General features: G+C 70.9%; 10 protein-coding genes and 1 tRNA gene. 8 read left to right on the top strand and 3 right to left on the bottom strand.

Going from position 1 to position 12,957, the window contains the following annotated elements:
• Window positions 1-1,044: 1,044 nt before the first annotated feature.
• The gene (locus ACIPYQ_RS15350) at window positions 1,045-2,352 is read right to left on the bottom strand and encodes a sensor histidine kinase (RefSeq protein WP_401250904.1); all 1,308 of its coding nucleotides are present in this window, start codon (window positions 2,350-2,352) and stop codon (window positions 1,045-1,047) included.
• A gap of 131 nt (window positions 2,353-2,483) precedes the next feature.
• Between ACIPYQ_RS15350 and ACIPYQ_RS15355 the strand changes: the two genes are divergently transcribed.
• The 6 genes from ACIPYQ_RS15355 to pth all read left to right on the top strand — a co-directional run bounded on the left by ACIPYQ_RS15355 (window position 2,484) and on the right by pth (window position 7,607).
• Window positions 2,484-3,389, top strand: a complete 906-nt coding sequence (locus tag ACIPYQ_RS15355) for a hypothetical protein (protein WP_401250907.1) — start codon at window positions 2,484-2,486, stop codon at window positions 3,387-3,389.
• Window positions 3,390-3,400: 11 nt separating this feature from the next.
• Window positions 3,401-3,471: transfer RNA gene (locus tag ACIPYQ_RS15360), tRNA-Gln, on the top strand.
• A gap of 121 nt (window positions 3,472-3,592) precedes the next feature.
• Window positions 3,593-5,038 (top strand): bifunctional UDP-N-acetylglucosamine diphosphorylase/glucosamine-1-phosphate N-acetyltransferase GlmU, encoded by a 1,446-nt coding sequence (gene glmU / locus ACIPYQ_RS15365; RefSeq protein WP_401250910.1) that lies wholly within the window; start codon window positions 3,593-3,595, stop codon window positions 5,036-5,038.
• Between the two features lie 133 nt (window positions 5,039-5,171).
• Complete coding sequence (locus ACIPYQ_RS15370) at window positions 5,172-6,149, top strand: ribose-phosphate diphosphokinase (RefSeq protein WP_352212621.1); 978 nt, start codon at window positions 5,172-5,174, stop codon at window positions 6,147-6,149.
• Between the two features lie 183 nt (window positions 6,150-6,332).
• Window positions 6,333-6,917 (top strand): 50S ribosomal protein L25/general stress protein Ctc, encoded by a 585-nt coding sequence (locus ACIPYQ_RS15375; protein WP_361767268.1) that lies wholly within the window; start codon window positions 6,333-6,335, stop codon window positions 6,915-6,917.
• A 99-nt stretch (window positions 6,918-7,016) separates the two neighbouring features.
• Window positions 7,017-7,607: an aminoacyl-tRNA hydrolase gene (pth, locus tag ACIPYQ_RS15380; protein WP_388832449.1), complete on the top strand. Its 591-nt coding sequence runs from the start codon at window positions 7,017-7,019 to the stop codon at window positions 7,605-7,607.
• Window positions 7,608-7,690: 83 nt separating this feature from the next.
• Here pth and ppc read toward each other — a convergent pair whose 3' ends face one another.
• Window positions 7,691-10,453, bottom strand: coding sequence for a phosphoenolpyruvate carboxylase (gene ppc / locus ACIPYQ_RS15385; RefSeq protein WP_361767259.1), 2,763 nt, complete (start codon window positions 10,451-10,453; stop codon window positions 7,691-7,693).
• 351 nt (window positions 10,454-10,804) lie between these two features.
• On the opposite strand from ppc, the gene ACIPYQ_RS15390 reads away from it, so the two are divergent.
• Both ACIPYQ_RS15390 and ACIPYQ_RS15395 read left to right on the top strand, forming a co-directional pair.
• Window positions 10,805-11,785 (top strand): fatty acid desaturase, encoded by a 981-nt coding sequence (locus ACIPYQ_RS15390; protein ID WP_361767256.1) that lies wholly within the window; start codon window positions 10,805-10,807, stop codon window positions 11,783-11,785.
• The gene (locus ACIPYQ_RS15395) at window positions 11,782-12,456 is read left to right on the top strand and encodes a TetR/AcrR family transcriptional regulator (RefSeq protein WP_184791550.1); all 675 of its coding nucleotides are present in this window, start codon (window positions 11,782-11,784) and stop codon (window positions 12,454-12,456) included. Before ACIPYQ_RS15390 ends, ACIPYQ_RS15395 begins: the two co-directional genes overlap by 4 nt.
• Before the next feature lie 106 nt (window positions 12,457-12,562).
• Here the strand turns inward: ACIPYQ_RS15395 and ACIPYQ_RS15400 are convergent, their stop codons facing one another.
• Window positions 12,563-12,955: a VOC family protein gene (locus ACIPYQ_RS15400; RefSeq protein ID WP_361767253.1), complete on the bottom strand. Its 393-nt coding sequence runs from the start codon at window positions 12,953-12,955 to the stop codon at window positions 12,563-12,565.
• Window positions 12,956-12,957: the final 2 nt, after the last annotated feature.

Consider the following 12,957-nt stretch of genomic DNA (forward strand, 5'->3'; position numbering starts at 1 on the left):
CGCCGCCCACACCCTCACATCACCAAAGAGCCCACCCATAACCTGACCAACGACCAGCCTGGCTACCAGTCACGCCAAACACCGTTGCAGTACTAGGCGGCTCCTTCACCGCCGGCCCCACCCCCGAAGGCGGCTGGCTCGTCACCGCGACCCTGCCGCTCTAGCCACAGGGGTGGCCCCTCCCGGCAGGGCAGCCGGGGCGCGCCTCGCAGGACGCCGAACGCAAGGTGCCCCGGCCGACCCCCAGCACGGCTCCGGCGGGCGGCTCAAAGCCCGGGGCTCCGCCCCAGACCCTCCCCCAGACTCCGTCCGGGGGGACCCCCACGCCTCAAACGCCGGCGAGGCTGAAATACCGGGGCTCCGCCCCGCACCCCGCTCCTCAAACGCCGGAGGGGCTGGGGTGTGCGGCGAGGCTGGATGGTGCGGGGTCGGGTGTGTGCAGGGGCGCTCCCCGCAGGGCGTCGAACACAAGGTGCCCTGGCCGGCCGCCCCCCAGCGCGGCTCTGGCGGGGCGGGTTGGTGCGGCTCAAAGATCGGGGCTCCGCCCCGGACCCCGCGCCTCAAACGCCGGCGGGGCTGGAGTGGTGCGGCGGGGCTGGATTGGTGCGTCAGCGCTGGATGGTGCGGCGGGGCTGAGGGATCGGGGCAGCCGGTCGGGCCAGGGACGGGTGTGTGCAGGGGCGCTCCCCGCAGGGCGTCGAACGCAAGGTGCCCCGGCCCACCGACCCCCCGACACGTTCGACGCCCGAGGAGACGCCCCGGAACACACCCGGCCCAAGCCGCACCAGCGCAGCTGGCCCGCCCCGGCCCGGCCCGAGCGGTGCAGCCAACCGGCCCGGCCCCGGCGCAGCCGGCCCTCCGACCGCTTGGTCCGAAGGCACGGCCCAGCCAGCCGAGGCCGACGCCCCGCGGACCGGCACCGCCCAACTCAGCCCCGCCGGCGTTTGAGGCGCGGGGGCAGCGCCCCCGCAACGGCGCGGCACCGGACCTCCGCACACCGGCACCCCGGCCCCCCGGCCCCCGCCAAGGCCAGCGCCCAGCGACCTAGCGGACCGGCAGTACCGCCGACACCCGGAAACCCCCCGCATCCGTCGGCCCCGACACGAACACCCCGCCCAGCCCGAGCACCCGCTCCCGCATCCCCAGCAGCCCGTTCCCCCCGCTCGGCAGCCCGACCCCGACCCCGTCCGCCGGCCCCTCGCACGGCCCGTTCTCCACCTGCATCGCCACCTCCGCGCCGCGGTGCGCGAGCCGCACCACGACCTGCGCGCCCGGAGCGTGCTTGTGGCAGTTGGTGAGCGCCTCCTGCACCACGCGGTACGCCGTCTGCTCGACCTCCGCCGCGTACGCCGCCCCCTCGCCCTGCACCAGCATCTCCACGACCATCCCGGCCGCCCGCGACTGCCCGACCAACGCCTCCAGCTCGTCGAGCGAGGGCCCCTCCTCGGCACCCCCCGCGAGCGCGACCGAGGCCACCGGCACGGCGGCGGCCACCATGGCCGCGGCAGCCGGAGCGACGACGGCCGGACCGGCCGCAGCCGGGACCGGCTTCGGCGCCGCCCTGAGCACGCCGAGCATCTCCCGCAGCTCCGTCAGCGCCTGCCGCCCCATGTCACCCACCAGCGCGGCGTTCTTCGCGGCCCGCGCCGGATCCTTCGCCACCACCGCCTCCAGCGCGGCCGCGTGCACCACCATCAGCGACACCCGGTGCGCGACCACGTCGTGCATCTCCCGCGCGATCCGGGTCCGCTCCTCCGTACGGGCCCACTCGGCCCGCTCCTCCGCCCGGTCCGCCAGCAGCGACAGCTCCCGCTCCAGCGAGTCCGCCCGTTCCTGCAGGCTCTCCATCAGCCGCCGCCGGGCCCCGATGTAGAGCCCGAGCAGCAAGGGCGGCACGGTCAGCGCCACCGCGACGAACCCGGACAGCGCGACCACGAGCGTCGGATCGGCCTCCACGTCCCCGCGGGTCTGCACGTACATCACCACGAAGGTCGCGACCAGCGACATCGAGGCGAGCGTGGCGATGATCCGCCGGGGCACCTCGGAGGAGGCGAGCGAGTACATCCCCACCACCGAGAGCAGGAACCCCATCGCGGCGGGCGCCACGGCGATCCCCACGAGCACCACGGCGATCGGCCACCGCCGCCGCAGCACGAGCGTGCTCCCGACCACCAGCCCGAACGCCAACCCGACCGCCGTCGGCAGCCCCGCCTCACGGGCGAAGATCACGCCCTCCCACGCACACTCGACGGCGGACACCCCGCCGAGCAGCACGTCCACCACGGCATCCCGCCGCTGCGCCCACCACAAAGGCGGCCCAGCGCGGCCTTCCACTTCCCCCGTACTGGTCATGCCGTCCAGCGTACGCAGCGCCCCCAGCACACGGTCGAACGAAAATCCCGAGAACCTCGAGTAATCGCACGTACGACGGAAACGCCCGCTGGTCGAGACCTGAATCCCACATTCCGGACGAGATTGGCGACATGACCGAAACCCGACGTCGCCCCGGCGACGGCACCGGCGGCCTCCGCACGGGAAGCGCGACCTTCGAGGACCTCCGCGAACAGGCGGTCGCCCTCCGCCGCGAGGGCCTCAGCCGCCGCCAGATCCGCGACCGCCTCGCCGTCCACAACAACGACATCCTCAACCGCCTCCTCGACGGCGAAGCACCACCCGAATGGACGAAGCGCCCGAACGCCAAGGACGACGTCCGCGCCCGCGCCCGGGAACTCCGCCTCCAGGGCATGACCTACGACCGGATCCAGGTCGAACTGGGCTGCTCAAAGAGCTCGATCTCCCTCTGGGTCCGAGACCTCCCGAAGCCCCACCGCCCGCGCAGCAAGGAAGAGGCGTCCGCCATGGCCAAGCGCGGATGGGAGCGGACCCTCCAGCTGCGGGAGACGGAAAGACAGGAGGTGAAGGACGCCGCGGCACGCGACATCGGCCCGCTCTCGAACCGGGAGCTCTTCCTCGTGGGCGTCGGCCTCTACTGGGCGGAGGGCAGCAAGGACAAGGCGTACGCCCGGCGCGAACGCGTGATCTTCGTCAACAGCGACCCGGACGTGATTCGCCTGCACCTCGCCTGGCTGCGCCTACTCGGCGTCAAGGACGAACACCTCCGCTACAGCCTGATGATCCACGAGACGGCCGACGCCTCCGGCGCGGAAAGGTTCTGGGCCGACCTCACCGGCGCGGACACCTCGCAATTCCTCAAGACGACCCTCAAGCGGCACAATCCCAGAACCACGCGGAAGAACACCGGCGAGAGCTATCACGGCTGCTTGGCGATTCGTGTTCTGCAAAGCGCCGATCTGTACCGTCGCATCGAAGGCTGGTGGTGCGGCATAGTAGGGGCTGCGCCGAATCCCGATCAACGGAATCGGACATAGCAGGCGAACCATCCCGGATCGTCTAAGGGCAGGACAAATGGTTTTGGTCCATTGAATGAGGGTTCGAATCCTTCTCCGGGAGCTCAAAGGCAAGCTGCTCAATTTCGGGTCCTGACCACAAAGGTCGGGACCCGGCCTCGTTTCGGGACCTTGACCCCCCGGTATCCTTCACGGGTCCACCCCCGAAGCCGAAGGGCATCCCCGTGAGCGCCAACCGCCCGGCAGCCGTCGTCGTACTCGCAGCGGGTGAAGGCACCCGCATGAAGTCGGCCACTCCCAAGGTTCTGCACGAGATCTGCGGGCTCTCGCTCGTCGGTCACGTCGTCGCCGCCTCCCGTGAGCTGGACCCCGCCCACCTCGTCGTGGTCGTCGGGCACGCCCGGGAGCAGGTCACCGCGCACCTGGCCGACGTCGACGCCGGCGTCCGCACCGCCGTCCAGTACGAGCAGAACGGCACCGGGCACGCCGTCCGCATGGCCATCGAAGAGCTCGGCGGCCCGGTCGACGGGACCGTGATCGTGGTCTGCGGCGACACCCCGCTGCTGACCGGGGAGACGCTGCGGCAGCTGGCGGCGACGCACGAGGCCGACGGCAACGCCGTCACCGTGCTCACCGCCGAGGTGCCGGACTCCACCGGCTACGGACGCATCGTCCGCGACGCCGGCGGCGCCGTGACGGCCATCGTCGAGCACAAGGACGCCTCCGACGCCCAGCGGGCGATCCGCGAGATCAACTCCGGCGTCTTCGCCTTCGACGGGGCCCTGCTCGCCGACGCGCTCGGCAAGGTCCGTACCGACAACAGCCAGGGCGAGGAGTACCTCACCGACGTCCTCGGCATCCTGCGCGAGGCGGGGCACCGCGTCGGCGCGGCCGTCGGCAGCGACCACCGCCAGATCCTCGGGATCAACAACCGCGTCCAGCTGGCCGAGGCCCGCGCGCTGCTGAACGCGCGCCTGCTGGAGCAGGCCATGCTCGCGGGCGTGACGGTCGTCGACCCGGCCAGCACCTTCGTCGACGTGACCGTCACCTTCGGGCAGGACGCGATCGTGCACCCCGGCACCCAGCTGCTGGGCGCCACGCACATCGCCGAGGGCGCCGAGGTCGGCCCGAACTCCCGCCTGAAGGACACACAGGTGGGCGCGGGCGCCCGGGTGGACAACACGGTCGCGGAGAGCGCGGTCGTGGGCCCGCAGGCGACCGTGGGGCCGTTCGCCTACCTGCGTCCGGGCACGAACCTCGGCGCGAAGGCCAAGGCCGGCACGTACGTCGAGATGAAGAACGCGACGATCGGCGAGGGCACCAAGGTGCCGCACCTGTCCTACGTGGGCGACGCGACGATCGGCGAGTACACGAACATCGGCGCCGCGAGCGTCTTCGTGAACTACGACGGTGAGCACAAGCACCACACCACCGTCGGCTCACACTGCAAGACGGGCTCGGACAACATGTTTGTGGCTCCCGTCACGATCGGGGACGGCGCCTACACGGCGGCCGGATCCGTGATCACCAAGGATGTGCCGCCCGGCGCCCTGGCCGTGGCCCGTGGCCAGCAGCGGAATATCGAGGGCTGGGTGGCCCGCAAGCGTCCGGGCAGTGCGGCCGCCGCGGCGGCGCAGTCGGCGGCCCCGGAGGACGCCGAGCGCCACTGAGGTGAACTGACCGGAAACAGGTACGCCCGCGACGGCGTACCGTGATAGGTGCACGCAATTCGGCTGGCTCACCGTGTGCGGGACGGACGCACATGGGGGCGAGCAGCTTCAACACGTCTGAGGAGACAGTGCTGTGACCGGGATCAAGACGACCGGCGAGAAGAAGCTCATGCTCTTCTCCGGCCGCGCCCACCCCGAGCTGGCCGAGGAGGTCGCGCACCAGCTGGGTGTCGGCCTCGTGCCGACCAAGGCTTTCGACTTCGCGAACGGTGAGATCTACGTTCGCTTCCAGGAGTCGGCTCGCGGCGCGGACTGCTTCCTGATCCAGAGCCACACGGCTCCGATCAACAAGTGGATCATGGAGCAGCTGATCATGATCGACGCGCTGAAGCGCGCGTCGGCGCGTTCCATCACCGTGATCATCCCGTCCTACGGGTACGCCCGCCAGGACAAGAAGCACAAGGGCCGCGAGCCGATCTCGGCCCGCCTGGTCGCGGACCTGCTGAAGACCTCGGGTGCGGACCGCATCCTCACGGTCGACCTGCACACGGACCAGATCCAGGGCTTCTTCGACGGCCCGGTTGACCACCTGTCGGCCCTGAACGTCCTCGCGGACTACGTGGGCGCCAAGGTGGACCGCACCAAGCTGACGATCGTCTCCCCGGACGCCGGCCGCGTGCGCGTGGCCGACCGCTGGTGCGACCGTCTGGACGCGCCGCTGGCCATCGTGCACAAGCGCCGTGACAAGGACGTCGCCAACCAGGTGACCGTCCACGAGGTCGTCGGTGAGGTCCGGGGCCGCGTCTGCGTCCTGGTCGACGACATGATCGACACCGGTGGCACCATCTGCGCCGCGGCCGACGCGCTGTTCGCGCACGGCGCCGAGGACGTCATCGTGACGGCCACGCACGGCATCCTGTCGGGCCCGGCCGCCGACCGTCTGAAGAACTCCAAGGTCAGCGAGTTCGTGTTCACGAACACCCTGCCGGACCCGTCCGACCTGGAGCTCGACAAGATCACGGTGCTGTCGATCGCCCCGATGATCGCGCGCGCGGTGCGCGAGGTCTTCGAGGACGGTTCGGTCACCAGCCTCTTCGAGGAGCAGCAGTAACCGCTCCGCGGTAGATCGTTTTTGGTGCGGCCTCCCCCGCCGGGTACACTCCATGAGTTGCTCGGCGAGGGAGGCCGTACCTGTTTCCGGTACGGATGCTCCGTTATCGACGCGCTCTTCGTAGCAGGCCGTTCCGGCCGGGTGACTGTCGTCCTTATTTCCGTCACCCCACGAGGAGTGAGCATGTCCGAGGTCAAGCTTTCCGCCAAGGTCCGCACCGTTTTCGGCAAGGGCTCTGCCCGTCAGGCCCGTCGTGACGCCCTGACCCCCGCCGTCATCTACGGCCACGGCACCGACCCGAAGCACGTCAACGTCGACGCCCACGCCCTTCAGCTGGCGCTGCGTACCCCGAACGTGCTGATCTCCCTGGACATCGCGGGCGAGGGCACCGAGCTGGTCATCCCGAAGGCCGTGCAGAAGCACCCGCTGAAGCGCTCGGTCTCGCACGTCGACTTCCTGATCGTCAAGAAGGGCGAGAAGGTCACCGTCGACGTCGCGATCGTCACCGAGGGCGAGCTGGCCGCCGGCGGCAACATGCTGGAGACCCTGCAGAACACGATCTCCGTCGAGGCCGAGGCCACCCACATCCCGACCGAGGTCACCGTCTCCATCGCGGGCCTCGAGGCCGGCGCCACCATCCACGCCAAGGACCTGGTCCTCCCGGCGGGCACCACCCTGGCCGTCGACGGCGACATCGCCGTCCTGCAGGTCGTGGCCCCGCAGGCCGAGGAGCCGGCCGCCGAGGCCGCCGAGGGCACCGAGGCCTGAGCCTCGCCCTTCCCCCTCAGCAGTTGCTGACCGACCGCCGTCCGGCTCCACTGGAGCGGGACGGCGGTCGTCTTCGTTCAAGGCCTTAAGGAGCTTTTGATGTCGGACGACGCGGCACCCTGGCTGATCGTCGGCCTCGGCAATCCCGGACCGGAGTACGCGGGCAACCGCCACAACATCGGCTTCATGGTGGCCGACCTGCTGGCGGAGCGGATCGGCGGGAAGTTCAAGGCGCACAAGGCCCGGGCCCAGGTGGTCGAGGGCCGTATCGGCGCGCCGGGACCGGCGAACCGCCGGGTGGTGCTGGCGAAGCCGATGACGTACATGAACCTGTCCGGCGGCCCGGTGACGGCCCTGCGCGACTTCTACAAGGTGCCGCTGGACCGGATCGTCGCGGTCCACGACGAGCTGGACATCGACTACCCGACGCTGCGGCTGAAGCTGGGCGGCGGGGACAACGGCCACAACGGTCTGAAGTCGATGACGAAGTCGATGGGCCCGGACTACCACCGGGTGCGCTGCGGCATCGGCCGGCCGCCGGGCCGGATGCAGGTCGCGGACTTCGTGCTGAAGGACTTCTCGTCCACGGAGCGCAAGGAGCTGGACTGGTTCGTGGACCGGGCCGCCGACTCGGTGGAGTGCCTGATCCAGGAGGGCCTGGAGCGCGCGCAGTCCACGTACAACTCCTGACGGACGCGGCCGGCTCCTGCCGGACGTGACGGAGCCCCCGCACCGGCCGGTGCGGGGGCTCCGTCGTGTCCGGGCCCGGGGGCTCAGCCGGTGTTGCGCAGGCCCGCGGCGACGCCGTTGACGGTGAGCAGCAGGGCGCGGGCGAGGAGGGGGTCGGCCTCTTCGCCGCGGGCGGCGGCTGCGCGCTGGCGGGCCAGGAGGGAGACCTGGAGGTAGGAGATGGGGTCGAGGTAGGCGTCGCGGACGGCGAAGGTCTGCTGGAGGACCGGGTTGGAGTCCAGGAGACGGCTGCCGCCGGTGATGCGCAGGACCTCGTTGACGGTGAGCTCGTGCTCGGCCTCGATGCGGGTGAAGACGTGCTTGAGGTGGTCGGGTACGAGGGTGTCGACGTAGTGGCGGGCGATCCGCAGGTCGGTCTTGGCCAGGGTCATCTCGACGTTGGACAGGAAGTTGCGGAAGAAGTGCCAGCGCTCGCCCATTTCGGTGAGGGCGTCCTGCTGTCCGGCTTCGCGCAGGGCCTTGAGGCCGGAGCCGACTCCGTACCAGCCGGGGACGATCTGGCGGGACTGGGTCCAGCCGAAGACCCAGGGGATGGCGCGCAGGCCGTCGAGGCCGGCGCCCGAGTCGGGGCGGCGGGAGGGGCGCGAGCCGAGGTGGAGGTCGGCGAGCTGGTCGACGGGGGTCGCGGCGAAGAAGTACGCGGGGAGGTCCGGGTCCTCGACGAGTGCGCGGTAGGCGGCGTGGGCGGCGTCGGAGACGGTGTCCATGGCCGCGTCCCAGCGGGCGAGGGCCTCGTCGGACTGGCGGGGCGCGGTGTGCAGGGCGGAGGCCTGCAGGGTGGCCGCGACGGTCAGTTCGAGGTTCTCGCGGGCGAGGGAGGGGACGAGGTACTTGTCGGAGATGACCTCGCCCTGCTCGGTGACCTTGATCTCGCCTTCGAGGGTGCCCCAGGGCTGGGCGAGGATCGCGTCGTGGGAGGGGCCGCCGCCGCGGCCGACGGTGCCGCCGCGGCCGTGGAAGAGGCGCAGGCGGACGCCGTAGCGGTGGGCGACGTCGCGCAGGCGCCGCTGGGCGCGGTGGATCTCCCACTGGCTGGTGGTGATGCCGCCGAACTTGCTGGAGTCGGAGTAGCCGAGCATGACCTCCTGGACGTCGCCGCGCAGGGAGACGAGGCGCCGGTAGGAGGGGTCGGCGAGCATCTCGTCGAGGATGACGTCGGCGGCGCGGAGCTCGTCGGTGGTCTCCAGGAGCGGGACGATGCCGATCTTGGCCCAGCCGCCGTGGAGGTCGATGAGGCCGGCTTCGCGAGCGAGGACGGCGGCGGCGAAGACGTCGTCGGCGCCCTGGCACATCGAGATGATGTAGGACTCGATGACCTCGGGGCCGAACTTCTCGAAGGCGTCCTTGATGGCGAGGAAGACGCCGAGGGTCTTCTGGCCGGCGGCGTCGAGGGGCGCGGGGGTCGGGGCCAGCGGGCGGCGGGAGCGCAGTTCCTTGGCGAGGAGCTTGCCGCGGTAGTCGCGGGGCATGTCGGCGTAGCGCCAGGATTCCTCGCCGAGGCGGTCGAAGAGCTGCCCGAGCGCGTGGTGGTGGGCGTCGGCGTGCTCGCGTACGTCCATGGTGGCGAGCTGGAGGCCGAAGGCGGCGAGGGTGCGGATGGTGCGGTCCATGCGGCCGTCGGCGAAGAGGGCGCCGCGGTGCTCGCGCAGGGAGGTCTGGATGAGGGTGAGGTCGGTGAGCAGCTCGGCGGTGCCGAGGTAGTCGCGGCCTTCCTCGTGCGGGGTGCCCTTGGCGAGGCGCTCGCGGGTGTTGAGGAGCTTCTGCCGGATGCAGGTGGCCTTGAGGCGGTACGGCTCCTCGGCGTTCAGCCGCTTGTAGCGCGGGCTGATCTCGGGGAGGCGTTCGAGGTCGGCCTGGAGGGAGGCGAGGAGTTCCTCGGTGGCCCCGGTGTAGCGGATGGAGTTGGAGAGGAGTCCGCGCAGGAAGTCGATGAGTTCGAGTGCGTCGGTGATGCCGTGCTCGTGCTGGAGGATCAGCACGTCGCGGGTGACGTCGGGGGTGACGTTGGGGTTGCCGTCGCGGTCGCCGCCGATCCAGGTGCCGAAGGTGAGCGGGCGGGTGCCGGCGGGGATCTCGACGCCGACGCGCTGGAGCTCGGCGGCGAGGTCTTCGAGGACGTCGCCGACGGCGCCGGCGTGCAGCTCGTCGAGGTAGTAGATGGCGTTGCGGGCCTCGTCGGCGGGCTCGGGGCGGACCACGCGCAGTTCGTCGGTCTGCCAGACGAGGTCGATGTTCTCGGCGAGCCGCAGGTCGTGGCGGCGGCGGTCGCCGGCGCCGGTGACGGGCTCCTCCAGGAGGGCGGCGATGCGGCGCAGCTTGTTGAGGACGCTGCGGCGGGCCGCCTCGGTGGGGTGTGCGGTGAAGACGGGGCGGACGTTGAGGTTCTTGACCGTCTCGCGCAGGTGTTCGGGGTCGGCGTCCTTCAGCATGTCGGCGGTGCGGGCGAGGAGCCCGCCCTCGGCGGCACGGTGGGCGCGCAGTTCCTTGCCGCGGTGCACCTGCTCGGTGACGTTGGCGAGGTGGAAGTAGGTGGAGAAGGCGCGTACGAGCTTGGCGGCGGTCTCCAGGTCGGTGTCGCCGAGCAGCTCGGCGGCGGCTTCGCCGTCCGTGCGGGTGAGGGCGCGCACCTTTTCGACGAGGTCGAGGAGTTCCTGGCCCTCCTGGCGTACGAGGGTCTCCCCGAGGAGGTCGCCGAGGCGGCGGATGTCCGCGCGCAGTTCCGCGTTGGCGGTGGCGGCCGGGGTGACGGGGGCCTGGCCCTGGGGGGCCTGGTCAGCACTGCTCACAGGTGCGGCTCCTTGCAGTGTTCGAGCGCTACTGGGCGGTGGGCTGCCGGCCGCGCGCTCCGATGCCCCTGCGGACGGTGTCCGGGGGATCGTCGCTCCTGATGCGCAGCTCGGGCTGCCCGTGCGGACCGCGCTGTCCGACGGGACCAGGATAGGTGTCCGACGTGTGTGCCCGGGCAGACGTCTCACCAGGCGGCGCGCGCGCCCTGTCGGCGGGCGCGTCTTCACCGCGGCCGCGCTCCTCTTGCCCTGGGACCCCGCTTTGCCATACTTACGATGCCGTAGGTTACGGGTCCGTAGGGTTCGTAGCCAGGGAGCCTGCCGACTTCTCTCACCCCCCAGGGGACACCCATGACCACCAGTCCCGATCTGATCGAGGGTGCCGCGGCGCCCTCCGAGACATCTGCGCCGTCCGCGACCCTCGGAGGCGAGAGCAAGCGGTCCATCGAGCAGATCGCTCTGCTGCTGTTCATCACCGTTCCCTTCGTGGCCCTGCTGGCGGCCGTCCCGCTGGCGTGGGGCTGGGGGGTGAGCTGGCTGGACCTGGGCCTGATGGTGTTCATGTACTTCCTGGCCTGCCACGGGATCACCATCGGTTTCCACCGTTACTTCACGCACGGTTCCTTCAAGGCGAAGCGGCCGCTGCGGATCGTGTTGGCCGTGATGGGTTCGATGGCGGTGGAGGGGCCGCTGGTGCGCTGGGTGGCGGATCACCGCAAGCACCACAAGTACTCGGACCACGAGGGCGACCCGCATTCGCCGTGGCGGTTCGGGGAGACGCTGCCGGCCCTGATGAAGGGGCTGTGGTGGGCGCACATCGGCTGGCTCTTCGACGAGGAGCAGACCGATCAGCAGAAGTACGCGCCCGACCTGATCAAGGATCCGGCGATCCGGCGGATCTCGCGCGACTTCATCTTCTGGACGATGCTGTCGCTGGCGATCCCGCCGCTGGTGGGTGGTTTGGTGACGATGTCCTGGTGGGGCGCGTTCACGGCGTTCTTCTGGGGTTCGCTGGTGCGGGTCGCGCTGCTGCACCACGTGACGTGGTCGATCAACTCGATCTGCCACGCGGTGGGCAAGCGGCCGTTCAAGTCCCGGGACCGCAGTGGCAACGTGTGGTGGCTGGCGGTGCTCTCCTGCGGGGAGTCCTGGCACAACCTGCACCACGCCGATCCGACCTCGGCGCGGCACGGTGTGCTGCGCGGCCAGATCGACTCCAGCGCGCGGCTGATCCGCTGGTTCGAGCAGCTGGGCTGGGCCACGGACGTGCGCTGGCCGTCGGCGGCCCGCATCGACGCCCGGCGCAGGGAAAGCGACGCGAAAGCGGCATGATGGGGGGCGTGGCGATCGACGGCAGTAATTCCAGCAGCGACAAGCCCAGGCGCGGCCGCCGGGTCCGGATGACGGGCGCGGAGCGGCGCCAGCAACTGCTGGACATCGGCCGGACCCTGTTCGCGGAGAAGGGCTTCGAGGGCACGTCGGTGGAGGAGATCGCGGCGAAGGCCGGGGTGTCGAAGCCGGTGGTGTACGAGCACTTCGGGGGCAAGGAGGGCCTGTACGCGGTGGTCGTGGACCGGGAGATGCGCCAGTTGCTGGACGGGGTGACGGGGGCGCTGACGGCCGGGCATCCGCGGGAGCTGTTGGAGCAGGCGGCGTTCGCGCTGCTGGACTACATCGAGTCGTACACGGACGGTTTCCGGATCCTGGTCCGGGACTCCCCCGTGGCCCAGTCGACCGGTACCTTCGCCTCGCTGATCAGCGACATCGCCACGCAGGTCGAGGACATCCTGGGTCTGGAGTTCAAGGCGCGGGGCTTCGATCCCAAGCTGGCGCCGTTGTACGCGCAGGCGCTGGTCGGGATGGTGGCGCTGACCGGGCAGTGGTGGCTGGACGTCCGCAAGCCGAAGAAGGCCGAGGTGGCCGCGCACCTGGTGAACCTGGCCTGGCACGGGCTGGACGGGCTGGAGTCGAAGCCGCAGCTGGTGGGCCGCCGCAAGAGCTGAGCGCCGGCCGCGAGGGCCGGGCACCGCAGTGCGCGTACGACGGCGCCCCGTCACCGGATTTCCGGTGGCGGGGCGCCGTCGTGTGGTGCGGGCCTGGTCAGTGGGGTCAGCCGCACTCTTCCAGGGCCTGCGGTTCCAGGGCGTGCTCTTCAAGGAATTCGAGCCGGTTGCCGACGGGGTCCTCGGAGTAGAAGCGGCGGTGGCCGGGCAGGTCGTCGTCCCAGACGACCTTGGCCCCCCGCTCCTCGAGTCTGCTCGCGTACGCCTCGATCCCGGTCACCCGCAGCCCGGGATGGGCTTTGCGGGCGGGCCGGAAGTCCTCTTCGATGCCGAGGTGCAGCTGTACGGGCCCGGCGGCGAACCAGCAGCCCCCGCGCGCGGCGAGGACGGGAGGTTTGGGGATCTCGATCATGCCGAGTACGTCGGTGTAGTACGCGCGGAGCCGGTCCTCCGAGTCCGGCGGCGCGGCGAGTTGGACGTGGTCGACGGCGGTGAGCACGG

The sequence above is a fragment of the Streptomyces sp. NPDC090045 genome (assembly GCF_044747975.1).
Classification (GTDB): Bacteria; Actinomycetota; Actinomycetes; order Streptomycetales; family Streptomycetaceae; genus Streptomyces.